The sequence below is a fragment of the Pseudomonas sp. GV105 genome, from assembly GCF_003058185.1.
GTDB lineage: Bacteria > Pseudomonadota > Gammaproteobacteria > Pseudomonadales > Pseudomonadaceae > Aquipseudomonas > Aquipseudomonas veronii.
Genome location: NZ_QBUF01000010.1, coordinates 1 through 23,282, shown reverse-complemented (window position 1 = coordinate 23,282; position 23,282 = coordinate 1). Strand labels below are relative to the sequence as shown.

22 protein-coding genes are annotated in these 23,282 nt (G+C 61.4%); 2 read left to right on the top strand and 20 right to left on the bottom strand.

Annotated features, from left to right (window positions below; translation table 11 throughout):
- The 20 genes from C8K66_RS19875 to C8K66_RS19780 all read right to left on the bottom strand — a co-directional run bounded on the left by C8K66_RS19875 (window position 1) and on the right by C8K66_RS19780 (window position 20,513).
- On the bottom strand, window positions 1-612 hold the full coding sequence (locus tag C8K66_RS19875) for an ABC-type transport auxiliary lipoprotein family protein (RefSeq protein ID WP_057004949.1): 612 nt from the start codon (window positions 610-612) through the stop codon (window positions 1-3).
- Window positions 609-1,547: an MlaD family protein gene (locus tag C8K66_RS19870; protein WP_046381529.1), complete on the bottom strand. Its 939-nt coding sequence runs from the start codon at window positions 1,545-1,547 to the stop codon at window positions 609-611. The genes C8K66_RS19875 and C8K66_RS19870 overlap by 4 nt, the downstream gene beginning before the upstream one ends.
- A gap of 1 nt (window position 1,548) precedes the next feature.
- Window positions 1,549-2,352, bottom strand: coding sequence for an ABC transporter ATP-binding protein (locus C8K66_RS19865; protein WP_017849042.1), 804 nt, complete (start codon window positions 2,350-2,352; stop codon window positions 1,549-1,551).
- The gene (locus C8K66_RS19860; protein WP_046381527.1) at window positions 2,349-3,497 is read right to left on the bottom strand and encodes an ABC transporter permease; all 1,149 of its coding nucleotides are present in this window, start codon (window positions 3,495-3,497) and stop codon (window positions 2,349-2,351) included. The genes C8K66_RS19865 and C8K66_RS19860 overlap by 4 nt, the downstream gene beginning before the upstream one ends.
- 54 nt (window positions 3,498-3,551) lie before the next feature.
- The gene (locus tag C8K66_RS19855; RefSeq protein WP_017849044.1) at window positions 3,552-4,583 is read right to left on the bottom strand and encodes a DUF5924 family protein; all 1,032 of its coding nucleotides are present in this window, start codon (window positions 4,581-4,583) and stop codon (window positions 3,552-3,554) included.
- A 70-nt stretch (window positions 4,584-4,653) separates the two neighbouring features.
- Window positions 4,654-6,036, bottom strand: coding sequence for a pitrilysin family protein (locus tag C8K66_RS19850; RefSeq protein WP_108525746.1), 1,383 nt, complete (start codon window positions 6,034-6,036; stop codon window positions 4,654-4,656).
- A gap of 57 nt (window positions 6,037-6,093) precedes the next feature.
- Complete coding sequence (locus tag C8K66_RS19845) at window positions 6,094-7,752, bottom strand: Na/Pi cotransporter family protein (RefSeq protein WP_046381524.1); 1,659 nt, start codon at window positions 7,750-7,752, stop codon at window positions 6,094-6,096.
- A 211-nt stretch (window positions 7,753-7,963) separates the two neighbouring features.
- A complete protein-coding gene (locus C8K66_RS19840) occupies window positions 7,964-8,731 on the bottom strand; it encodes a TerC family protein (protein WP_017849047.1) in 768 nt (255 codons plus the stop codon).
- Between the two features lie 64 nt (window positions 8,732-8,795).
- Window positions 8,796-10,103, bottom strand: a complete 1,308-nt coding sequence (locus C8K66_RS19835; RefSeq protein ID WP_017849048.1) for a CitMHS family transporter — start codon at window positions 10,101-10,103, stop codon at window positions 8,796-8,798.
- A 311-nt stretch (window positions 10,104-10,414) separates the two neighbouring features.
- Window positions 10,415-12,376 (bottom strand): DUF4105 domain-containing protein, encoded by a 1,962-nt coding sequence (locus tag C8K66_RS19830; protein ID WP_108525744.1) that lies wholly within the window; start codon window positions 12,374-12,376, stop codon window positions 10,415-10,417.
- Window positions 12,373-12,693 carry a DUF2388 domain-containing protein gene (locus tag C8K66_RS19825; protein ID WP_017849050.1) on the bottom strand — a complete coding sequence of 107 codons (321 nt, stop codon included), beginning with the start codon at window positions 12,691-12,693 and terminating at the stop codon, window positions 12,373-12,375. Before C8K66_RS19825 ends, C8K66_RS19830 begins: the two co-directional genes overlap by 4 nt.
- 26 nt (window positions 12,694-12,719) lie before the next feature.
- On the bottom strand, window positions 12,720-13,028 hold the full coding sequence (locus tag C8K66_RS19820) for a DUF2388 domain-containing protein (RefSeq protein ID WP_046381522.1): 309 nt from the start codon (window positions 13,026-13,028) through the stop codon (window positions 12,720-12,722).
- Between the two features lie 106 nt (window positions 13,029-13,134).
- Window positions 13,135-13,455, bottom strand: coding sequence for a DUF2388 domain-containing protein (locus C8K66_RS19815; protein ID WP_017849052.1), 321 nt, complete (start codon window positions 13,453-13,455; stop codon window positions 13,135-13,137).
- A gap of 159 nt (window positions 13,456-13,614) precedes the next feature.
- The gene (locus tag C8K66_RS19810) at window positions 13,615-13,797 is read right to left on the bottom strand and encodes a DUF1127 domain-containing protein (protein ID WP_046381521.1); all 183 of its coding nucleotides are present in this window, start codon (window positions 13,795-13,797) and stop codon (window positions 13,615-13,617) included.
- A 265-nt stretch (window positions 13,798-14,062) separates the two neighbouring features.
- Window positions 14,063-14,278 (bottom strand): DUF1127 domain-containing protein, encoded by a 216-nt coding sequence (locus tag C8K66_RS19805; protein ID WP_017849054.1) that lies wholly within the window; start codon window positions 14,276-14,278, stop codon window positions 14,063-14,065.
- 316 nt (window positions 14,279-14,594) lie between these two features.
- A complete protein-coding gene (locus tag C8K66_RS19800; RefSeq protein WP_017849055.1) occupies window positions 14,595-16,088 on the bottom strand; it encodes an acetyl-CoA hydrolase/transferase family protein in 1,494 nt (497 codons plus the stop codon).
- Window positions 16,089-16,267: 179 nt separating this feature from the next.
- Window positions 16,268-17,704, bottom strand: coding sequence for an NAD(P)(+) transhydrogenase (Re/Si-specific) subunit beta (locus C8K66_RS19795; RefSeq protein WP_017849056.1), 1,437 nt, complete (start codon window positions 17,702-17,704; stop codon window positions 16,268-16,270).
- Window positions 17,704-18,024 (bottom strand): NAD(P) transhydrogenase subunit alpha, encoded by a 321-nt coding sequence (locus tag C8K66_RS19790; protein WP_003187417.1) that lies wholly within the window; start codon window positions 18,022-18,024, stop codon window positions 17,704-17,706. Before C8K66_RS19790 ends, C8K66_RS19795 begins: the two co-directional genes overlap by 1 nt.
- 15 nt (window positions 18,025-18,039) lie before the next feature.
- Window positions 18,040-19,161: a Re/Si-specific NAD(P)(+) transhydrogenase subunit alpha gene (locus C8K66_RS19785; protein ID WP_046381520.1), complete on the bottom strand. Its 1,122-nt coding sequence runs from the start codon at window positions 19,159-19,161 to the stop codon at window positions 18,040-18,042.
- Between the two features lie 452 nt (window positions 19,162-19,613).
- Window positions 19,614-20,513, bottom strand: coding sequence for a LysR family transcriptional regulator (locus tag C8K66_RS19780; RefSeq protein ID WP_057004954.1), 900 nt, complete (start codon window positions 20,511-20,513; stop codon window positions 19,614-19,616).
- 156 nt (window positions 20,514-20,669) lie between these two features.
- Here C8K66_RS19780 and C8K66_RS19775 point away from each other — a divergent pair, with 156 nt between their 5' ends.
- Both C8K66_RS19775 and C8K66_RS19770 read left to right on the top strand, forming a co-directional pair.
- Window positions 20,670-21,851, top strand: coding sequence for an acyl-CoA dehydrogenase (locus tag C8K66_RS19775; protein ID WP_017849059.1), 1,182 nt, complete (start codon window positions 20,670-20,672; stop codon window positions 21,849-21,851).
- A 13-nt stretch (window positions 21,852-21,864) separates the two neighbouring features.
- The gene (locus tag C8K66_RS19770; protein WP_046381519.1) at window positions 21,865-23,085 is read left to right on the top strand and encodes a CaiB/BaiF CoA-transferase family protein; all 1,221 of its coding nucleotides are present in this window, start codon (window positions 21,865-21,867) and stop codon (window positions 23,083-23,085) included.
- Window positions 23,086-23,282 lie beyond the last annotated feature (197 nt).

The window sequence follows — 23,282 nt, the reverse complement described above, 5'->3', positions numbered from 1 at the left end:
TCAGCGCTTCGGCGCAGTGTTGCCCTGCGCCACCACCCAATCCACCACCTGCTTGTTCAACTGATCCCCCGCCAGCCCAAACCCGGCCACCACCGCCGGTACTTTGTTGTCGCCGACTGGCTGGCGCACTTCAAACCGGCGGCTGGCAATGATCCGCTGATCGCTGCCGCGCACCAGCCGCGCATCCAGGCGGATCACCACCTCCACTGCGTTGCCGCGGTATTCGCTCTGGAACGCCTGCAATTGCCCGCCCAACTCGTAGTCGGCCTGCAGGTTGGTCTCGTCGCTGCTCAGCAGTGTCACCCGGCCATCGCGCTGGAAGCCATCCATGAAGCGGTTACGCAGCAGCACCGGCGCCGGGTCGCTCCAGCGTGAGTTGGCGTAGCTGCTGATCAGATCACCCTGGGGCACCACGGCAATGCGCGAGCTGTCGAGGAACTCGCTGGTCTGCGGCTTGGTCACGCGCAGCGACCAGGCTACCGGCGCCGCTTGGGTGGTCGCCGGGGCCGAGGCCAGGCGATAGACGTCGGACGGGTTGGGGCTGGGCAGGATCGAGCACGCGCTGACCAGCGCCAGGGCCACGGGGGCGATCAGTTGGTAAGCACGCTTCATGGCGTGAACTCCTTGTTCTTGTCGCTGCCCAGCAGGTAACCGCTGGGGTTGGCTTCCAGGCGGCGGGAGATGGCGCGCAGCGAACCGAGGGTTTCGCGCAGTTCGCGCACGGCCGGCGCCAGTTCGTTGAGGCCCTGCATGCCGCTGTTCACCGAGTCCTTGTTATCGGTCAGCAAGGTATTGATGGTCGCGGTGCTTTGCTCAAGGGATTTCATCGCTTGTTCGGCGCTGCCGAAGACCTGCTTGCCTTGATCGTTGAGCAGGCCGTTGGCATTGCGCATCAGCGCAGTGGTCTGCTCCAGGGCGGCACCGGCCTGCTTGCTGACCTGCATCAGTTGCTGCATCACCACCTTGATATCACCGCGCTGTTCGGCAATCGCGCCGGTGGTTTGTTCCAGGTGGTCCAGGGTGTTGCTGATGCGCTCGACATTCTGCGCGGAGAACATTTCGTTGGCGTTGTGCAGCAGCAGGTTGATGCTGGTCATCAGGTCGTTGCTGTTGGTCAGCAACCGCGCGATTGGCGATGGCGAGGCAATGATCTCCGGCAGGTTGCCGTCCTTGCCCTTGAGTTTCGGGCTTTGCGGTGTGCCGCCGCTGAGCTGGATGATCGATGTGCCAGTGATGCCGGTCAGCGCCAGTTTGGCCTGGGTGTCTTCCTTGATCGGCGTCTGCCCGGAGAGGCGGATGCGCGCGAGCACGCGGCGCGGGTCTTTGGGGTCCAGGCGCAGGCTGATGACATCGCCCACCTTGATCCCGCTGTACTGCACCGAGCTGCCCTGGGACAGGCCGCTGACCGCCTCGTTGAAAATCACTTCGTAATCCTGGAACGCGGTGTCGACGCTGGACTTGGCCAGCCACAGGCCGAACAGCATCGCGCCGACCACCACAATCACGCTGAACAGACCGATCATCACATGATGGGCTCGGGTTTCCATGTCATACCTCGTTGAGCGGTTGAGCGGCATCCAATGCCGCGCGGCCCCGGGGGCCGTGGAAATATTCGTGAATCCAGGCGTCGTCGGTTTCCGAGACGACATCGATGGCATCGGCCACCAGCACTTTCTTCTGCGCCAGCACCGCCACGCGGTCGGTGATGGTGTACAGCGTGTCCAGGTCATGGGTGACCAGGAACACACTCAAGCCCAGCGCATCGCGCAGGGTCAGGATCAGTTGGTCGAATTGCGCGGCGCCGATCGGGTCGAGCCCGGCGGTGGGTTCGTCGAGGAACAGGATGTCCGGGTCCAGCGCCAGGGCGCGGGCCAGGGCTGCACGCTTGATCATGCCGCCGGACAGCGACGCCGGGTATTTGTCGGCCGCCGACAGCGGCAACCCGGCCAAAGCCAATTTGACTGCGGCCAGGTGCTCGGCGTCGGCGCGGCTCAGGCCGGCGTGCTCGATCAGCGGCAGCGCGACGTTCTCGGTCACCGTCAGCGAGGAAAACAGCGCGCCCTTCTGGAACAGTACGCCAAAGCGTCGTTCCACCAGGGAGCGCTCATGCTCCGGCAGGTTCGACAAGTCCTTGCCGAATACCCGTACCTCGCCTGCGCTGGGCCGGCGCAGGCCGACGATGCTGCGCAACAGCACCGACTTGCCGCTGCCGGAACCGCCGACCACGGCGAGGATTTCGCCCTTGTACAGATCCAGGTCGAGGTTTTCATGCACGCTCTGGCTGCCAAAGCGATTGCACAGCCCACGGACTTCGATCACCGCCTCGCTGGGCGCTCGGGGTCGGCGACTCACCAGCTCATCTCCATGAAGAACAGCGCGGCGACCGCATCCAGCACGATCACCACAAAAATCGATTGCACCACGCTGGAGGTGGTATGGGCGCCGACCGACTCGGCGCTGCCGCTGACCTTGAAGCCTTCCAGGCAACCGATGGCGGCGATCAGGAAGGCGAAGAACGGCGCTTTCACCATGCCCACCAGGAAATGCTTCACGCCAATGTCCGACTGCAGCAGCGAGAGGAACATCGCCGGTGAAATATCCAGGGTCAGCGCACACACCACCCCGCCGCCGACAATCCCCGAGAGCATCGCCAGGAACGTCAGCATCGGCAGCGACACCAGCAGTGCCAGTACCCGGGGCAATACCAGCAACTCCATCGGGTCCAGGCCCAGGGTGCGGATTGCGTCGATTTCTTCGTTGGCCTTCATCGAGCCGATCTGTGCGGTAAAGGCACTGGCGGTGCGGCCGGCGATCAGGATCGCGGTGAGCAAGACGCCGAATTCCCGTAGGAAGGAGAACGCCACCAGGTCCACGGTGAAAATCGTCGCGCCAAAGCTCTTGAGTACCGTGGCGCCAAGGAATGCCACCACGGCGCCCACCAGAAACGTCAGCAAGGCGACGATGGGCGCGGCGTCGAGGCCGGTCTGTTCGATATGCGCAACCATCGGCGTCACGCGCCAGCGCTTGGGCCGGAAAATGCTGCGGGCGAAGGTTTCCAGGATCAGGCCGATAAAGCCCAGCAGTTGCTTGCTGTCCAGCCACACTGTGTCCACCGCAGCACCGATGCGCGCCAGCAACTGGATGCCGGCGGCTTCTTCCGGCGCTTTTTCCGGTACGCAGAAATCGTTCAGGGAGCGGTAGACGGTCTTGAGCAGCGCGCGGTCGGCGGCGGACAGGCTGCAATCGGTCTGCTCGGCAGATTGCTCGATGCGGTCCGGGCCCAGCAGCTCCACCAGCAGTGAGGCGCCGGCTGTGTCGAGGGCACCGAGGCCATTGAGGTCGATGCGGGCGCCGGCGTCGTATTGGCCGTCGAGTTTGTCCGACAGCTTCTTCAGATTTGTGTAGTGGGCAAGCGTCCAGTCCCCCGTAATCCTGAGTAACGGGGGGGCGGTGGACGTATCGAGGTGGGCTGTGCCGGCCGAGGTACGAGTGGTCATAAGCTCCGAGCTTGTCTGGCTATCCACAATGCCTACGTAATAGCACGATACAGCTTACTTTGGGTTGTCCGTTTGTGCTGTGTCAGTCACTTTGAAGCGCAGCACACCGATCACCTGCCCGTCCTCGGTCAGCACCCGGACTTGCCAGCGCCCCACGGAGTCGGCCGGGAAGTTCTGCTTGTGGGTCCAGGCGCGGTAGCCTTCCTTGCGCCCGCCGTGGATATCCAGGGCGATGCGGTCGACTTCCTGGCCGTTGAATTTCCACACATGGTAGATCCGCTCATCCAGCCCGCGCGGGGCATTGATCGCGGTATAGGCATACAGCCCGCCGCTGCGCAGTTGGGCGGCGCTGACCTCTTTGAGATCGTCGCCGGGTGTGCGGTCTTGCAACTGGGTGCTGATCGCCACTTCGGTCATCCACAAGGTGGCCGGTGGAACCCAACTGCGTAGGAACCATCCGGCACAGCCAATCGCGGCCGTGACCCCGAGCAGCATCGCCCAGCCTTTGACGCTGCGCAGCGGCAGGCTTACGGCCAGGCTCGGGATCGACAGGACCATGGCCACGCCGAGGGCCAGCTTGTAACTCTCGGCGGTGGTCAGGTGCAGGATGATCGGCAGCGCGGTGAGCAGCGCGGCGAACAGGGTCAAGGTGTGCAAGGCGAGGAACAGCGAGCGTTTGGGCGCCAGCCACTTGTAATACAGCGGGTCGGTGATCGACACCAGCGCCGCCGCGCCGAGCAGCCCGGTGAAGATCGATTGGCCGCTGTTCCAGGTGGTGGTGATGAAAAAGAACGGCAGCACGAAAAACAGACTTTCCTGGTGGATCATCTGGGTGGCGTAACGCAGCAGCGGTTCGGGGATTTCGCGCTTGAAGAGTTTGGTGAACAGCTGGGTAAAGCTGTTTTCCAGCATCAGCCACAGCCAGCTCACCAGCATGATCACCGCGATCCAGCTGGCCATGCCCTGCTGGCGGTCCACCAGAATGAAGCTGCTCACCCCCGAGATGAAACCGCCGAGTGCAATCACCCCTGGGTAGCGCTTCATCAGTTCGAGGATGCGCTGGATGTAGTGGTTCAGGTTCGGCATTCGGCGGTCACAGTCTTTGTAGGAAAAATCCCAGACAGAATAACGTCTTAGCCCTGGGTGCGGTGCCTCATTACGCGATCCGTTTGCGATAACTGCGCACGCCGATCACTCCAATCGCGATCAGCCCGAGCACACCGGCGCCGATCCAGTTCAGCATGTCGTAGCTCAGCAGCGGTTTCTCGATGCGCCAGTAGCCCGGCTGCTTGAAGAGTTGGCGCATGGCCTGGTTGGTCTGCGTCAGGCTCACGGCCTTGATGCGTTTGACCGGGTCGCTGAAGTGACCGTTGTCGTAGTCGCCCGAGGCGCTCCAGTAATAGTCGGCCAGCGCGCTGTTGCCCTGCACGGCCCAGGCCTGGCGTGCGATGGCGGCGTTTTGCAGGCGGGCGAATGCCGCCGGGTCGAGGCCGTCCTTGAGCAGTTGGGCCGTGAGGTCTTGCAACACCTGTTCGGCTTCGGCGAGGTTTTCCCGTTCGAGGTCGGCATTCAGGCTGAGGAAACCGACGCCGCCGAGCACTTCGCGTTCGCTCCACGGGCCGTAGGACAAACCGTGCTTGAGGCGCAGTTGGCGATACAGCGCCCAGTCGAGGTAGTCCTTGAGCAGGTTGTAGGTTTCGTCATGCAGGTCGTCGAGTACCGGCTCGGGGAACAACCAGTGCAGTTTGGCGCCGTTGCCGACCCAGCCATGGATCAGATCGCGGCGGTTGGCGGCGGCGTGCTGGATTTCCGGCAGGGCCAGATGCTCGGTGGGCTCGACCGGGACAAGTTGGCCATAAGTGCGTTCCAGATAGGCCGGCAGCAGTTTGTCGAGGTCGCCGACGATGATCAGCGTCATGTTGTTGGGGGCGTACCAGTTTTTGCGCAGTTGCTCCAACTGGTCGCGGGTCAACTGGCCGGCCTCGGCGCGTTCGGCGCACTTGAGGCCCAGTTCGACCGCCAATTGGTTGCTGGCGGTGTGGCCCAGGTCCTGGCGGTCCAGCAGGCGTTGCAGGTGCGAGTAATGGCCGCCGTCTTCGCGCTCGACCACCTGCTTGGCGGCATTGATATGGGCGTCGGTCAGTTCGGTGCGGGTGAGGATCGCCCGCAGCAGGTCCAGGACCTTGCGCTGGTTTTGCGCGGGCGCCTCGATCACGAAGGTGGTGTCGGCGTTGCTGGTGTAGGCGTTCCACTCGCCGCCCAGGGCTTGCATGCGTTCTTCGAGGTCGCCTTCGCCGCCGCCGTCGATACCGCTGAACAACAAGTGTTCGAGCAGGTGCGGCAGTTCCTTGTCTTCGCAGCGGAAGTCATCCAGGCCCACGCCGACCACCAGGCGAATCGCCACATGCCCGCGTTCGGTGCCCGGTTTGAGCAGCAGTTGCAGGCCGTTGGGCAAGGTGTAACCCTCGACGTGCAGGCGGTCAAAGGCAAAGGCGTGTGCAGAGCCCATGAGCAGGCAGGCGAGTAACAGGCGACGCATAACTGGCTTCCTGGCGAGTGAGGTCAGTGTTAACTGACTTCAGCGGCCGTCTTACGTTCAGGGCGAATGTGTGATGTCGGCAATATCTTCGGCGGACAGCGCGCCGGTGTCGGACGTTTCCAAGACTACATAAGCACTGCTGCAAAACAATGAGTTCAAGCGTTTCATGTCGGCAATCAGTTCCAAATGCAGGGAACTGGTCTCCAGGCTCTGTACGATCTTGCGTTGCAGGCGACTGACGTGGGCATGGGCCAGGCGCCGCTCCTGGGCGCGGAAGCGGCGTTTCTCGCGCAGCAATTGGCGTGCGCTTTCCGGGTCGGCACTGAGGAATACCGACAGGCCCAGGCGCAGGTTGGCAATCAGTTGGCTGTGCAGGCCGGTGAGTTCTTCCAGGCCCACTTCGGAGAACTGGCGACGCTGGGACGTTTTCTGCTGCTGGACTTTGCGCAGCATGCGTTCGATCAGGTCGCCGGCCAGTTTCAGGTTGATCGACAGCTCGATGATCTCGGCCCAGCGGCGGTTGTCCTGTTCGCTGAGGTCTTCGCGGGGCATTTGCGCCAGGTAGAGTTTGATCGCGCTGTAGAGCGCCTCGACGTCGTCGCTGAGGCTGCGCATTTCCTGGGTGATGGCCGTCTGTTTGCCGCGCAGCACTTCGAGCATTGCGGTGAGCATGTTGTCGATCAGGTCGCCCAGGCGCAGGGTTTCCCGCACCGCGTTGGCCAGCGCCAGGCTTGGCGTGGCCAGGGCGGCGAGGTCCAGGTGGCGCGGCGTGGCCTTGCCGTTGGTCTCTTCCCGTTCGGGCAGCAACCACGCGCAGACCCGGGCCATCGGGCCGATGCTCGGTAGCAGGATCAGGCAGCGACTGACGTTGTAGAGCAGGTGGAAGCTGATGACCATGCCTTGGGCGCTGTAATCCAGGCTGTCCATCCACAACACGAGCGGGTCGAGCACCGGGATGATCAGCAACAGGCCGATCAATTTGTACAACAGGCTGCCCAGGGCCACCTGGCGTCCGGCGGCGTTCTGCATGTTGGTGCTGAGGAAGGCCAGCACGCCGCTGCCGATGTTGGCGCCGATCACCAGGCCGATGGCCACGTGCAAGCCGATCACTCCGGCGCCGGCCAGGGTGGCGGTCAGCAGTACGGCGGCGAGGCTGGAGTAGGAAATCATCGCGAACAACGCGCCGACCAGCGCATCGAGCAGGATGTCGCCGGTCAGTGAGGCGAACAGCACCTTCACGCCCTGTGCGTGGGTAATCGGCCCGGCGGCTTCGACGATCAATTGCAGGGCGAGGATGATCAGCCCGAGGCCGATTCCGACCCGACCCAATTGCCCGGCCCGTGTCTGCTTGCGCGAGAGGAAGAAGATCACCCCGAGAAAGATCAGCAGCGGCGACAGCCAGGACAGGTCCAGGGTGAGCACCCGGGCCATCAGTGCCGTCCCGACGTCGGCGCCGAGCATGGTCGCCAGGGCAGGCATCAGCCCCATCAGGCCCTGGCCGACAAACGATGTGACCAGCATGGCGGTGGCGTTGCTGCTCTGCACCATGGCCGTTACCAGGATACCGGCGACGAACGCCAGCCAGCGCTTGGACATGTTTTGCCCGATGACGTGGCGCAGGTTGGAACCGTAGACCCGCAGGATGCCGGTACGGACGATATGCGTGCCCCAGATCAGCAGGGTCACGGCGGAAAGCAGATTGAGCAAGGTCAGCATGCTCGGCCCCCCGTGTGGGTGGGCTCCAACAGGAGCCAATGAGAATTGCCGCGTGCCGTTCTACGTCTTGTACTTAAGCTGTAGTTGGCGAAAGGGCTGTGCGCCAGCATCGCATAGCTAAAGTCGGGTTTGAAACAAAACTGTCATGAAGTCAGTTTTGTGCAGATGAAAAAATGGGGCGCGAACGCCCCATTTCAGCAGCGGATCAAGATTATTGACCCGGAATGTCCTTGCGCAGTTTCACAGGGTCCTGCTGTTTCTTCTTTTTCGCGATGGCGGTACGCATCTTGATGTTCACCGCTTCCACCGCCAGCGAGAACGCCATGGCGAAGTAGACGTAGCCTTTAGGCACATGCACGTCGAAGGATTCGGCGATCAGCACGGTACCCACCACTACCAGGAACGACAGCGCCAGCATCTTCAGCGACGGGTGCTTGTCGATGAAGTCACTGATGGTGCCGGCCGCTGCCATCATCACCAGCACCGCGACCACGATCGCCGCGATCATCACCGGCACGTGGGACACCATGCCGACGGCAGTGATCACCGAGTCCAGGGAGAACACGATGTCGATGATCGCGATCTGGATGATGGTGTAGATGAACTTGCCACCGGCGCCTTTGGGCTCTTCGTGGGTTTCGTCTTCACCTTCCAGGGCGTGGTACATCTCCTGGGAGCTTTTCCACAGCAGGAACAAACCACCGAAGAACAGGATCAGGTCGCGCCCGGAAATGCCCTGGCCGAAGACCACGAACAGGTCGTCGGTCAGGCGCATGACCCAAGTGATGGACAGCAGCAACAGGATTCGCGTGACCATGGCCAGGGCCAGGCCGAAGATCCGGGTACGCGCCTGCATGTGCTTGGGCATGCGGCTGACCAGGATCGAAATCATGATGATGTTATCGATGCCCAGGACGATCTCGAGGGCCGTCAGGGTGAAGAAGGCAATCCAGATTTCCGGATTGGTCAGCCATTCCATGTGTATTCCTTTAAGCGAGTGTTAAACCGCGCCAGCTGCAGCGCCGCGCGGTGAGTCGGTACGATTATAGAGTGCTGAACAGCGGAAAAATCCCCATCAGCAACGCCGCGAACATTATGCACAGGCACACCAGCACTGCCCACTTCAGGGTGAAGCGCTGGTGATCGCCGAATTCGATACCGGCCAGGGCCACCAGCAGGTAAGTCGATGGCACCAACGGGCTGAGCAAGTGTACGGGTTGGCCGACGATGGAGGCGCGGGCCATTTCCACGGCGGTGATGCCATAGTGACTGGCGGCTTCGGCCAGCACCGGCAGTACGCCATAGTAGAACGCATCGTTGGACATGAAGAAGGTGAACGGCATGCTCACCAGCGCGGTAATCACCGCCAGGTAAGGGCCCAGGGCTTCTGGAATGACCGCCAGCAGGCTCTTGGACATGGCGTCGACCATGCCGGTGCCCGACAGGATGCCGGTGAAAATCCCTGCAGCGAAGATCAACCCCACCACGGCCAGTACGCTGCCGGCATGGGCGGCGACGCGGTCTTTCTGCTGTTGCAGGCACGGGTAGTTGACGATCATCGCGATACTGAACGCCACCATGAACAGCACCGGCAGTGGCAACAGGCCGGCGATCAACGTACACATCAGCGCCAGGGTCAGCACGCCGTTGAACCAGATCAGCTTCGGACGGCGGGCATCCGGGTATTGCGACACGCTGATTTCGCTGTGATCGATCTCGTCGCCCTGCAGGTGCAGTTCACCCAGGCGCGCACGTTCGCGCTTGCCGTACATGTAAGCGATCACCAGGATCGCGACCACGCCGGCGGCCATGGCCGGGATCATCGGGACGAAGATGTCTGACGGGTCCACATGCAGCGCACTCGCGGCGCGAGCGGTCGGGCCGCCCCAGGGCGTCATGTTCATCACGCCACCGGCGAGGATGATCAGGCCGGCCATGATCCGCGGGCTCATGCCGATGCGCTGGTACAGCGGCAGCATCGCGGCCACGCAGATCATGTAGGTGGTGGCGCCGTCACCGTCGAGGGACACCACCAAGGCCAGCACGGCGGTGCCGACCGAGACTTTCAGCGGGTCGCCCTTGACCATCTTGAGGATCTTGCGCACGGCCGGGTCGAACAGGCCGGAGTCGATCATCAGGGCAAAGTAGAGGATGGCGAACATCAGCATCACGCCGGTCGGCGCGAGCTTGGTGATGCCTTCGAGCATCATCGGGCCGATCTTCGGCGCAAAACCGCCGAACAGCGCGAACAGAATCGGCACGATGATCAGGGCGATCAGCGCGGACAGGCGCTTGGTCATGATCAGGAACATGAACGTGATGACCATGGCAAAGCCAAGGAAAGTCAGCATAGGAATACTCCAGGCGTAGCGCGGCTAAGGAATGGCGAACCGGGTGGGGTCAGCGCAGAACGAGAGGCACGAGGCTTACGGGAGGAGTTGGGGCGAACAGGCGGGAGCGAGCGGACATCGGGAATCACCATTGTTGTTGTTAACAGCCGGTCTGTTGCCGGCAGTGGGGGCGATCCTAGACGCGTAAGCTTTCAGCCAGCTTTCGTTGATCAAACAGGTGAGGTGGAAATGACACACGGTCTCCAGGCCTGCGCAGATCAACATGTGGGAGGGGGCTTGCTCCCACATTCAGCTGGTGTATGCGCAAATTTTCAGGGCAATTCGAGGCCGCCCGCTGCTTTGTGCAGTTTGCGCAGATGTTCGCCAACCTGCTTGAGGTTGGCTTCGCACGCGGCAATCTCGGCGGCGCGGGACGGGTCCAGCAGCGCCCTCACCTCTTTATCCAGTTCGCCGGTCAGGGATTGCAGCTGTTTCTGGCGCTCGGCACTTTCCGATTCCAGCCGCTTGGACTCCGAAGGTTGCGGCAAGCCGTAGCCACCGCTGCCCAGCAGTTCTGCCGGGCGGCTGAGGAAGCCGCTGTTGGCGAGAATCTGCTGCAGCGTGGCGTTGGCTTTCTCCATGCCGCCATTTTTCAGCTCGCGGGCGCCGAGGTAGCGTTGTTTGACTTCGTCCTGGGCCAGCATCAATTGCTTGCGAAAGCTTGCCTGTTCCAGCAGCAGTAATGCGGCGCTGGTGCGCAGGTCGGCCTGCTCGAACCAGTGGCGGCGCTCTTGCGCGCTCAGGGACAGCCAGTCTTCGACCTGGGTCTGTTGGATCGGCAGGCGCTTGCGCAGCACGTCGAACATCGCTTGGTAGCGCTCGCGGAACGAGTCGAAGTGATAGCCCAGACGCAGCGCCTCGCGCTTGTCGTTCAACACGCTGGTATCGGCCAGGCCGCGCGCCTGCAGGACCTCCAGCAGCCCGTTGGGCGTGATGTTGTCCAGACCGGTCAGTTGCGGGTTGGCGCTGCCGCTGCGTAACAGTTTCAGGCCTTCGACCGCGCAGTTGTTGGACAGGAAGAAGTAGTTGCCGTCGTAGCTCCAGTGCATTTCGGCCGCGTGTTCGACGGTGTCCTCGATCTCCCGGCGCGTCAGCTTCAGCGGCACCGAGGCGAGGCCGCGCAACTCGGTCTTGGTGTACTCGTCGATGACCTGGGCCAGCGGCAACACGAACAGCCGTGACGGGTACTTGCCCACCAGGCCGTCCCAGCTCGACAGTTGTACGTCACCGACAAAGGCGCGGTAGGACAACACCAGATGCTGGTCCAGATCCAGCCGACAGTCCGGGCCGCGAGGGCGCCCCGGCGCGCAGATCACCAGGCGCAACATGCTGTGGCCCCAGCGACTGACCAGGTTCTGGTTGGCTTCGGCGAGCAGGTAATCGATTTCGTAGACCCGTTCCGGGTCGACATGGCCCAGGGGCGTCTTGGCGAAATCGTTGCCGGCGTTGAGGAAGGCGTAGGTCTTGGCGCAGGTGTCTTGCGCGGGCGGCGCCCAGCCAAAGTGTTCCTTGTAATAGCGGAACAGCGCGGGGCGGCGGCAGGCGTAGCTCGGGTCGAGGAGGAAATATTCCATATTGACCGCGACGAACTCCAGCGGGCTGCTGGTTTCGTAGAGGTCCGGGCTGCGCGCGACCTGGCGGTTGTGCTGCTCGCGCTCACCGCGGCGGCCGACGTATTGCGGCCAGCCGGCGAGGTCGAGCAGGCGCGGGTCGTCGCTGAGGGTGAAGCGGCGGTCGTTCTGGCCACGGCATTGATCGGGCAGTCCGACCAGGCCGGTGATGTTGTTCTGGCGGCTGCAGCGTCGGATCAGCGCGCGCTCGTCGCTGGGCCACAGGCGCGCACGGTCGTAGATGTGGGTCAGTTCATGCAGCACGGTGGCGAGCATTTCCCGGCGCACGGTGCCGTGGGGGCGGTTGGTCTTGCGGGTGGCGGCGCTGCCGTCGGTCAGGCTGGCGAGCAGGTTGCGGTTGAGGTCCAGCTCGGACACCAGGGAGGCCTGGCCGTAGGCGTTGGCGGGCATCTTGTCGGTCCAGCCGACATCGATGCGCCGGTCCAACTGTTCGATGAAGCGCGGCGGCAGTGAGCGCAGCGCTTCATCGAGCAACGCCTGGCTGGCCTGCTGTTCGGCTGGGCTCAAACCTTCGGTAATGAGCCGCAGTTGCAGGCTGGCCTGGGCTGCGCCGGCACACAACAGCACAGCCCCGGCCAGGAGCCAGGCGATGAGACGCCTCACAGCGCGAGAATGGCTTCGGCGAGGGTCTGGTCGCTGGCATCACGGGCTTCCGGCACGCGGGTGCGCAGGGTGTCGAAGGCGGCTTCGAGTTGTGCGCCACGGATCTCGCCGTTGCTGGCGACGAAGCTGGCGGCGTCATCGTGGGCTTCGCGCACGATTTTGGAGTCGCGGATGGAGGTGGTGGTGTCCGAGGTGAAATCAATGGTGCGCGCGGAGGCGCGGACGATGATATTACTGGTGGCCTTCAAGGTCTGCGCGTGGGCGACATCGGTCAACAACAGCAGGCCGAGAGCGGCGGCGATCAGCGGGCTACGCATGGAATGACTCCGAAATACAAAGATGATTATTGGACGAGAATTGCTTGCGCCAGTTCAAGGTCGCTGGCGTTAAGTTTTGGTTGGCTGCGGCGCAGACGATCCAGCGCTGATTCCAGCCGAGCCCCCCGCCATCGGCCGTCAGTGGCAATGAATGCGGCAGCGTCATCCTGGGCGGCCAGCACCCACTTTCGGTCAAACGGCGCGGAGGTCACTTTGCTGGTGGCATAAGCGCTCACCACAGTGCTCTGGGTGGACAGATCAAAGGCCGAAGCCAATGGCGACCAGCCGGCAGCAAACATCACGGGAACCAGCACTAGGCGGTATGAAAAAGCCATGGGACTCGACAACTGAAAGCGAGCGCCAAGGCTAGCGCAATGCCCGGGCGAGAGCCAGCGTCGAGGCATCCGGGAGCGGCTGGCGCTCCCTTGTTCCGACGGGTTTTCAGATGGCCAGAATGGCCTGGGCCAGTTGTGCGTCTGTCGCAGCGCTCAGTTGTGGCGCTTGCTGGCGGATCTGTGCCAGAGCGCTTTCCAGTTTGACCCCACGAATGGCGCCTTGGCTGGCGACGAAGCTGGCGGCGTCGTCACGGGCGGCGCGCACGACCTTGTTGTCACGCAGGGAGGAGGTGGCATCGGAACTGGCATCGGAGGTGGCTTTCAATGCGCCGACGATCGAGTCGGTCGTCACGATGAGGCTGGACGCATGGGCGTTGGCGGCGAGGGCCAACAGGGCGGCGGCACTCAGCAGGCGAAGACGGGACATGGGGTTACTCCTGTAGATGAACAAATAAGGTCACGCGCAGCGGCCACTGTGAAACGGATGTGGATGCCATTGAGCATCAGACGCCCGTTCTACACGGTTCGCCACGTGGTGACCGGATATTAAGCCGCGGCCTGTCCATTCGAAAAGCGTCTTGACTGTCTAGTCACGCCAGAACGGCTTGGACAGCTCGACCTGGCGCTCGCCGGGGCTGATACCCGCGTCGGACAGCTCTCGCGGGTCGAGCTGGGCCAGTTGGTGTCGTTCTCGGGCCTGTTGCCGCCACCTGGCGAGCGTGGCGACGGTGCGGCGTAACAACGTGGTGCGCGGGGTTTGTGGGTGCATGGGGAGCGCCTTACAGGGTCTTTTTTTTGGAAGACCATGTTGAGCGGATCGTTTCGACCGATACAGATACACCGGCGCTAAATTGTACTGCCTAATTGTTATAATAGTTTAACTGTACTGGTTGCTTTGCAAGCGATCTGTTCGGGGCCGAAAACACCCGGGCCCAGACACAACAAAGCCCGCCTCCGGTGACCCGGGGCGGGCTTTGCTTAACGAATCAGGTTGCTGGCTGGGGACCCGGTGGGTCAGGGCCAGCGAGCGCTCATTAGCGCCAGAACGGCTTGCTCAGCTCTTCGTAGCGTTGTGCTTCGCTGATACCTGCGTCAGCCAGCAGACGCGAATCCAGACGAGCCAGTTGATGGCGGCTGGAGATGCGGCGCTGCCACAGCATCAGGTTGGCGATAACGCGCAGAGGCAGGGAAGCCTGGGTGCTTACAGCTTTTTCTTCAAAGAACAGATCGGAACTGAGTGTACGTTCCATGATGACATCCTTCCGCTTGTGGCGGGATTAGGTAGTGGTTTAACTGATGCCAATGATCCTCCTCCCGCGCAAGACTCTCTAGATACAGTTCACCTGTATTGTGAGGGGCCAGTTAACTGTTTATAGCGGCTGTACTGTACGGAAATGGGGCAACTGTACCTGTCCGCACTGAAACAGTGCAAAAATGGCATTTTAGAAGAAGGGTGTGGGATATTTCGGTAGGAAAAGACCGGTACAGCAGTACAGTTTTTTACAGAAAGGAGGGTGGTGCAACCGAGCTGATGAAACTGTGTGCATCAGCTCGGTTGTGTATCGATCAATCCTTGAGCATGTGCCCGGTTTCTTCCAGGTTAATGTGCCAGCTCAGGGCTTCGCGCAGGACGTGAGGGGTGTGGCCACCAATCGCGCAAGCGGCGTTGAAGTATTTGTTCAACGCATCGCGGTAGTCCGGATGCACGCAGTTGTCGATGATCACCCGTGCGCGCTCCCGTGGCGCCAGGCCACGCAAGTCGGCGAGGCCCACTTCGGTCACCAGGATGTCGACGTCGTGCTCGGTGTGGTCGACGTGGCTGACCATCGGCACCACGCTGGAAATCGCCCCGGCCTTGGCAATCGACTTGGTCACGAAGATTGCCAGGTGCGCGTTACGCGCGAAGTCGCCCGAGCCGCCGATCCCGTTCATCATCCGCGTCCCGCACACGTGCGTGGAGTTGACGTTGCCGTAGATGTCGAACTCCAGCGCGGTGTTGATCGCGATGATGCCCAGGCGACGAACCACTTCAGGGTGGTTGGAAATTTCTTGCGGGCGCAGCACCAGTTTGTCCTTGTAGTGCTCCAGGTTGCCGAACACGTTGCTGTTGCGCCGCTCCGACAAGGTGATCGAACTGCCGGAGGCGAAGCTCAGCTTGCCGGCGTCAATCAGGTCGAACGTCGAGTCCTGCAGCACTTCCGAATACATGGTCAGGTCTTCGAACGGCGAATCGATCAAGCCACACATCACGGCGTTGGCGATGTTGCCGATCCCGGCCTGCAGCGGGCCGAGCTTGTTGGTCATGCGGCCGGCGTCCACTTCCTGCTTGAGGAAGTTGATCAGGTGGCTGGCGATGCCTTGGGTGTCGGCGTCCGGCGGCGTCACTGTGGAAGGCGAGTCAGCCTTGTTGGTGATCACGATGGCGACGATCTTCTCCGGCGGAATCGGGATCGCGGTGCTGCCAATGCGGTCGTCGACTTTTACCAGCGGGATCGGCGTGCGTGTCGGCCGATAGGTCGGGATGTAGATGTCGTGCAGGCCTTCCAGGTTCGGGTTGTGCGCCATGTTGATCTCGACGATCACTTGCTTGGCGAAAATCGCGAAACTGGCCGAGTTGCCCACGGAAGTGGTCGGCACGATATGGCCTTGTTCGGTGATCGCAACGGCTTCGATCACGGCAATGTCAGGCAGCTTGAGCTGGTTGTTGCGCAGTTGTTCGACGGTTTCCGACAAATGCTGGTCGATGAACATCACCTCGCCGGCATTGATCGCCTTGCGCAGGGTGCTGTCGACCTGGAACGGCATGCGTCGCGACAGTACGCCGGCTTCGGTCAGTTGCTTGTCGAGATCGTTGCCCAGGCTGGCGCCGGTCATCAGGGTGATTTTCAGCGGCGACGTCTTGGCACGTTCGGCCAGAGCTTGAGGGACGGCTTTGGCTTCACCCGCACGGGTAAAGCCGCTCATCCCGACGGTCATGCCGTCCTCGATCAGTGCGGCGGCATCAGCCGCGCTCATGACCTTGTTCAACAGCGAAGGCAAGCGGATACGATCACGGTACATGGATTGTTATCTCGAGATACGGAGGCAAGGTGCGCAGTTTAGTGATTTCAAAAGTTTTCGGCCCGCTACCATGGTCGAATGCCGGGCAGCGATTTAGGGCCTTTGGTCGGTTTTCATGCTGCAATAAAAAACCCTAGCCTACTGCAGGCCAGGGTTTCGGGTATTGCGCTGGCGCAGTGTTACTCGACAGCCTTGACCATGTCTTCGATAACCTTCTTGGCGTCGCCGAAGACCATCATGGTTTTGTCCAGGTAGAACAGTTCGTTGTCCAGGCCGGCATAGCCGCTGGCCATCGAGCGCTTGTTGACGATGATGGTCTTGGCCTTGAACGCTTCGAGGATCGGCATGCCGGCAATCGGCGAGTTCGGATCGTTCTTGGCGGCCGGGTTGACCACGTCGTTCGCGCCGAGCACCAGTACTACGTCAGCCTGGCCGAATTCGGAGTTGATGTCTTCCATCTCGAACACCTGGTCGTAAGGCACTTCGGCCTCGGCCAGCAATACGTTCATGTGTCCGGGCATGCGGCCGGCCACCGGGTGGATCGCGTACTTCACGGTCACGCCACGGTGGGTCAGCTTCTCGGTCAGTTCCTTCAGCGCATGCTGTGCCCGTGCCACTGCCAGGCCATAGCCCGGCACGATGATCACGGTATCGGCGTTGGTCAGCAGGAACGTGGCGTCGTCGGCCGAGCCGGACTTCACCGGGCGCGCTTCTTTCGAGCCGGCCGCCGCACCGGCATCCGGCGCATTGCCGAAACCGCCGAGCAGCACGTTGAAGAAGGAGCGGTTCATCGCCTTGCACATGATGTAGGACAGGATCGCACCGCTGGAGCCCACCAGCGAGCCGGCGATGATCAGCATCGAGTTGTTCAGCGAGAAGCCGATCCCTGCCGCAGCCCAGCCGGAGTAGCTGTTGAGCATCGACACCACTACCGGCATGTCGGCGCCGCCGATCGGGATGATGATCAGCACGCCCAGCACGAACGCCAGGGCCAGCATCAGCGCGAAGGCAGAGAGGTTGCCGGTGAACATGAAGGTCAGGCCGAGCCCCAATGTAGTCAGGCCGAGCACCAGGTTCAGTTTGTGCTGGCCGCCGAACTGTACCGGTGCGCCTTGGAACAGGCGGAACTTGTACTTGCCCGACAGCTTGCCGAAGGCGATCACCGAACCGGAGAAGGTGATGGCGCCGATGGCGGCACCGAGGAACAGTTCCAGGCGGTTACCGGCCGGGATCGCATCGCCCAGGTGTTTGACGATGCCCAGGGATTGCGGTTCGACCACGGCGGCAATGGCGATAAACACCGCGGCCAGGCCGATCATGCTGTGCATGAAGGCGACCAGTTCCGGCATCTTGGTCATTTCCACGCGCTTGGCCATGATCGAGCCGGCGGTGCCGCCGATCAGCAGGCCCACGATCACGTAGCCGATGCCGGCAGTGGCAAGCTCAGCGCCCAGCTTATAGATGAGGCCCACGGTGGTGAGCACCGCCAGCGCCATGCCGAGCATGCCGAACAGGTTGCCGCGCCGCGAAGTGGTCGGATGCGACAGGCCTTTGAGGGCCTGGATGAAACAGATCGACGCGATCAGATAGAGCGTCGTGACAAGATTCATGCTCATTACTTCGGCGCCTCTTCTTTTACTTTCGGGGCTTTCTTCTTGAACATCTCAAGCATCCTGCGAGTCACCAGGAAGCCGCCGAACACGTTGACGGCCGCCAGGGCCACGGCCAGCGTGCCCATGGTCTTGCCCAGCGGAGTCACGGTCAGCGCAGCGGCCAGCATGGCGCCGACGATCACGATCGCCGAGATTGCGTTGGTCACCGCCATCAACGGCGTGTGCAGTGCGGGGGTAACGTTCCAGACCACGTGGTAACCGACATAAATCGCCAGCACGAAGATGATCAGGTTGTAGATACCGGGGGAGATAAGCTCTTCCATCGTCTGAATCCCTGCTTAGGCGTTTTTGCGGATGACTTGGCCGTCGCGGCACATCAGGCACGCGGCGACGATGTCGTCTTCGAGGTTGATTTCAAACTGCCCTTCCTTGTTGAAGACCAGCTTCAGGAAGTCCAGCAGGTTGCGCGCATACAGGGCCGATGCGTCGGCGGCGACGGCACCCGCCAGGTTGGTCGGGCCGCAAATGATCACGCCGTTTTCCACCACCACCTGGTCGGCGACGGTCAGCGGGCAGTTGCCGCCCTGGGCTGCGGCAAGGTCGATCACCACTGAGCCTGGCTTCATCTGGGCAACCGTGTCGGCGCTGAGCAGGGTCGGAGCCTTGCGGCCCGGGATCAGGGCGGTGGTGATGACGATGTCGGCCTGCTTGGCGCGTTCGTGGACCGCCAGGGCCTGGCGTTGCATCCAGCTGGTCGGCATCGGGCGTGCGTAACCGCCGACGCCGACGGCGCATTCACGCTCTTCGTCGGTCTCATAAGGCACGTCGACGAACTTGGCGCCGAGGGATTCGATCTGCTCTTTCACGGCCGGGCGCACGTCAGACGCTTCGATCACTGCACCCAGGCGTTTCGCCGTGGCGATGGCCTGCAGGCCCGCGACGCCAGCGCCGAGGATCAACACACGGGCGGCTTTTACCGTACCGGCGGCAGTCATCAGCATCGGCATGAAGCGTGGGTAATGATGGGCGGCGAGCAACACGGCCTTGTAACCGGCGATGTTGGCCTGGGACGACAGCACGTCCAGGCTCTGGGCCCGCGAAGTCCGCGGCGCGGCTTCGAGCGCGAAGGCCGTGATGCCCTGCTCGGCCAGCTTGGCGATGGTTTCATTGCTGAACGGATTGAGCATGCCCACCAGCACGGTGCCGCTTTTGATCAGTGTCAGTTCGCTGTCGCTGGGGGCAACCACTTTAAGGATCAGCTCCGCGCCAAATGCATCGCTGGCGCTGCCAATGGTTGCACCTGCCGTTTCATAGGCACTGTCGACGATGCTGGCTTTAATGCCCGCCCCGCTTTGTACAGTGACCTTATGGCCCTGGCCGATCAGCTTCTTGATGGTTTCCGGGGTGGCAGCCACCCGCGTTTCACCGGTCTGGGTTTCGAGAGGAACACCAATGTGCACGTGAAATCTCCTGCATGATCTTTTTGCTTTTGATCTTATTGTAAAAAGGCCAGCGCACCGTGAGTGGCGCATCTGGGGCGGCCGATCAGCACGATCCCGCTGAAATGACAGCGGGGCGCGGCATTTTGCAGGCGAACTTTACGGCCTTCAAGGGATTATGACGGGTGACGAAAAATTAACTACAAGTCACCCTGTGACTGATTGTCGCAATGCCTTGAGATAACTTATTTAAATACAAGTGGTTAAAGGTGTATTTCGGTTTTTTGGTAGTTTCGCCCTCGCCGTTGTGAATAGTCGGGCATTAGCCGGTAATAGTTGCTACAAACCATGAGAATCATGGCTTTTAGCCTCATTTTCGCCGAACAGGTACAGTTTGCTGGAATGCGACATTTATATATATCTGTAGGATTCTATTTTAGCTGACTACATAGTCAACAAATGCCGCTCCGCCCTTAGATTACTGGGCTATAGCGCTGGGACTGGTCGATCAGCCAGTCCCTGAAGGCGTGCAGGGAGGCCGATTCGACTTTCCTGTCAGGAATCATCAAGTAATACGCCTTCGAACTGCTCAGTGCTTCAGGGCTCGCGATCACCAGTTGGTGCTCGTTCAGTTCGCGCTGGATGAGGAACGGTGGAATCAGCGCAATGCCCATGTCATGCATGGCCGCCTGGGACAACATCGAGAATAGCTCGTAGCGGGGGCCTGTCATGTCGCGGGGTATGTTCAGTTGTTGCGCGTTGAACCACTGGCGCCAGGCATAGGGCCGCGTGGTCTGCTGCAGCAGCGGCAGTTCTGCGATTTCCTGGGGGCTGAAGTGTGCGCGGCTGCCGAGTAAGCGCGGGCTGCACACCGGGACCGGGTTTTCTCCCATCAGCCGGTGGGATTCGGTACCGGACCAGTCGGCATCACCGAAATAGATCGCGGCGTCGAATTCGGTGTCGGCAAACAGGAAGGGGCGCGTGCGGTTGGTGAGGTTGACCGTGACTTCCGGGTGCTGGCGCTGAAAGTCCTTGAGGCGAGGGATCAGCCATTGGGTGCCAAAGGTTGGCACCACCGCCAGCTCGATGACATTCGCGCCCTGCTGTCCCATGACGGACAAGGTGTCGCGCTCCACCGCGTCCAATTGCGTGGCGACACGACGGCTATACGACAGGCCCGCTTCTGTCAGCTTGACCCCACGCCGCGAGCGTCGAAACAGTTCGACACTCAAAAACTCCTCGAGGCTGGCGATCTGTCGGCAAATGGCGCCCTGAGTGATGGAAAGCTCCTGTGCTGCCTTGGTAAAGCTCTCGTGGCGGGCTGCAGCTTCAAAGCTGACAAGGGCGGTGGTGCTGGGGATTTTTCTGCGCATGTACCTTGTTCTCACTTATAAGGCGCGTTTGCGCCCTTCTCGGCCGTTACGGAGTGAGAAATTAGCACAAGCCTATGCAAAAACCTCGTTTGCCCTCTGCGCTTGCCGAGCCTAGTCTGCATCCACGACTTCTGATTTCTTTGCGAGGACTTATTCATGGCTGGCAAGGCAAGCTTCAACTGGATCGATCCACTGCTGCTGGATCAACAGCTCACCGAAGAAGAGCGCATGGTGCGCGACAGTGCTGAGCAATTCGCCCAGGACAAGTTGGCGCCAAGGGTGCTCGAAGCCTTCCGCCATGAAAAGACCGACCCGGCGATCTTCCGTGAGATGGGCGAAACCGGCCTGTTGGGCGCGATGATTCCCGAGCAGTACGGCGGCAGTGGCCTGAATTACGTCAGCTACGGGTTGATTGCGCGTGAGGTCGAGCGAGTCGACTCCGGCTATCGCTCGATGATGAGTGTGCAGTCGTCACTGGTCATGGTGCCGATCAATGAGTTCGGCACCGAAGCGCAAAAACAGAAATACCTGCCGAAACTGGCGTCGGGTGAATGGATCGGTTGCTTCGGTCTGACCGAGCCTAACCACGGTTCCGACCCGGGCGCGATGATTACCCGGGCACGCAAGGTGGATGGCGGCTACAGCCTGACCGGCGCCAAGATGTGGATCACCAACAGCCCGATCGCCGATGTGTTCGTGGTGTGGGCCAAGGACGATGCCGGCGATATCCGCGGTTTTGTCCTGGAGAAAGGCTGGAAAGGTCTGAGCGCTCCGGCGATTCACGGCAAGGTCGGCCTGCGGGCTTCCATTACCGGCGAGATCGTCATGGACAACGTGTTCGTGCCCGACGAGAACATCTTCCCGGATGTGCGTGGCTTGAAAGGCCCCTTCACCTGCCTTAACTCCGCTCGTTACGGGATCTCCTGGGGCGCGCTGGGAGCTGCCGAGTTCTGCTGGCATACCGCTCGCCAATACACCCTTGATCGGCATCAGTTCGGTCGGCCATTGGCGGCGACCCAGCTTATCCAGAAGAAGCTCGCGGACATGCAGACCGAGATCACTCTGGCCCTACAAGGCTGCCTGCGCCTGGGGCGGATGAAGGATGAAGGCACTGCGGCGGTGGAAATCACGTCGATCATGAAGCGCAATTCCTGCGGCAAGTCGCTGGATATCGCACGCATGGCGCGGGATATGCTGGGCGGCAACGGTATCTCCGACGAGTTCGGGGTGGCGCGTCACCTGGTCAACCTGGAAGTGGTGAACACCTATGAAGGTACCCACGATGTACACGCCTTGATTCTGGGGCGCGCGCAAACCGGTCTTCAGGCGTTCTATTAATAGGAGCACGGGCATGGGCGCGCTTTCGCATCTGCGGGTACTGGATTTGTCGCGAGTACTGGCGGGCCCTTGGGCCGGGCAGATCCTCGCGGACCTTGGGGCCGAAGTGATCAAGGTCGAGCGGCCGGGCAATGGTGACGACACGCGTGCCTGGGGCCCTCCCTTCCTCAAGGACGCGTATGGCGAGAACACCAGTGAAGCGGCGTATTACTTGTCGGCCAACCGCAACAAAGAGTCGGTGACCATCGACTTCACGCAGCCGGAGGGGCAGAAGCTGGTGCGTGACCTGGCGGCCAAGTCCGACATCCTGATCGAGAACTTCAAGGTGGGCGGCCTGGCGGCGTATGGGCTGGACTATGCCTCGCTGAAGGAGGTCAACCCGGCGTTGATCTATTGCTCGATCACGGGGTTTGGCCAGACGGGGCCTTATGCGGCGCGTGCGGGCTACGACTTCATGATCCAGGGGTTGGGCGGACTCATGAGCCTGACGGGGCGGCCTGAGGGTGATGAGGGGGCGGGCCCGGTGAAAGTGGGGGTGGCGTTGACTGACATCCTTACGGGGCTCTATTCGACGGTGGCGATCCTGGCGGCGCTGGCTCATCGCGAGCGTGACGGCGGCGGGCAACATATTGATATGGCGCTGCTGGACGTGCAGGTGGCTTGTCTGGCCAACCAGGCGATGAACTACCTGACGACAGGCGTGCCGCCAAAGCGCTTGGGCAATGCACATCCGAATATCGTGCCTTATCAGGATTTTCCCACGGCCGATGGCGACTTCATCCTGACGGTGGGGAATGACGGGCAGTTCCGTAAGTTTGCGCAGGTGGCAGGTCAGCCGCAGTGGGCGGATGATCCGCGTTTCGCGACCAACAAGGTGCGGGTGGCCAATCGCGCGGAACTGATTCCCTTGATTCGCCAGGCGACGGTGTTCAAGACGACGGCTGAATGGGTGTCGCAACTGGAGCGAGTCGGCGTGCCGTGCGGGCCGATCAATGATCTGGCGCAGGTATTCGCGGATGCCCAGGTCAAGGCGCGCGGGCTGGCGATTGAGTTGCCTCACGCACTGGCGGGGATGGTGCCTCAGGTTGCCAGTCCTATACGGTTATCCAAGACCCCTGTGGAATACCGCAGCGCGCCTCCTTTATTGGGTGAGCATACGGTCAGGGTGTTGCAGGAAGTGCTGGGGTTGATGCCGGCGAATGTGGCTGCTTTAAAAGAAGCTGGGGTTATCTGAGTCATCTCTTCTATATAGAGCGTCATTAAGGGCTCTATATAGAAGAAAGTTGGTTGTTTTTTAGCCAATCCTAACTATTGGATAGATAAGCGAAATTAAAGGTTGACGGCAAATCCTGGACGTCTATAATTCGCCCCACTTCCGGCGCAGTCGAAACGGAAAACTCCTTGGTAAACAAAGAGTTACGCAAGATTCGA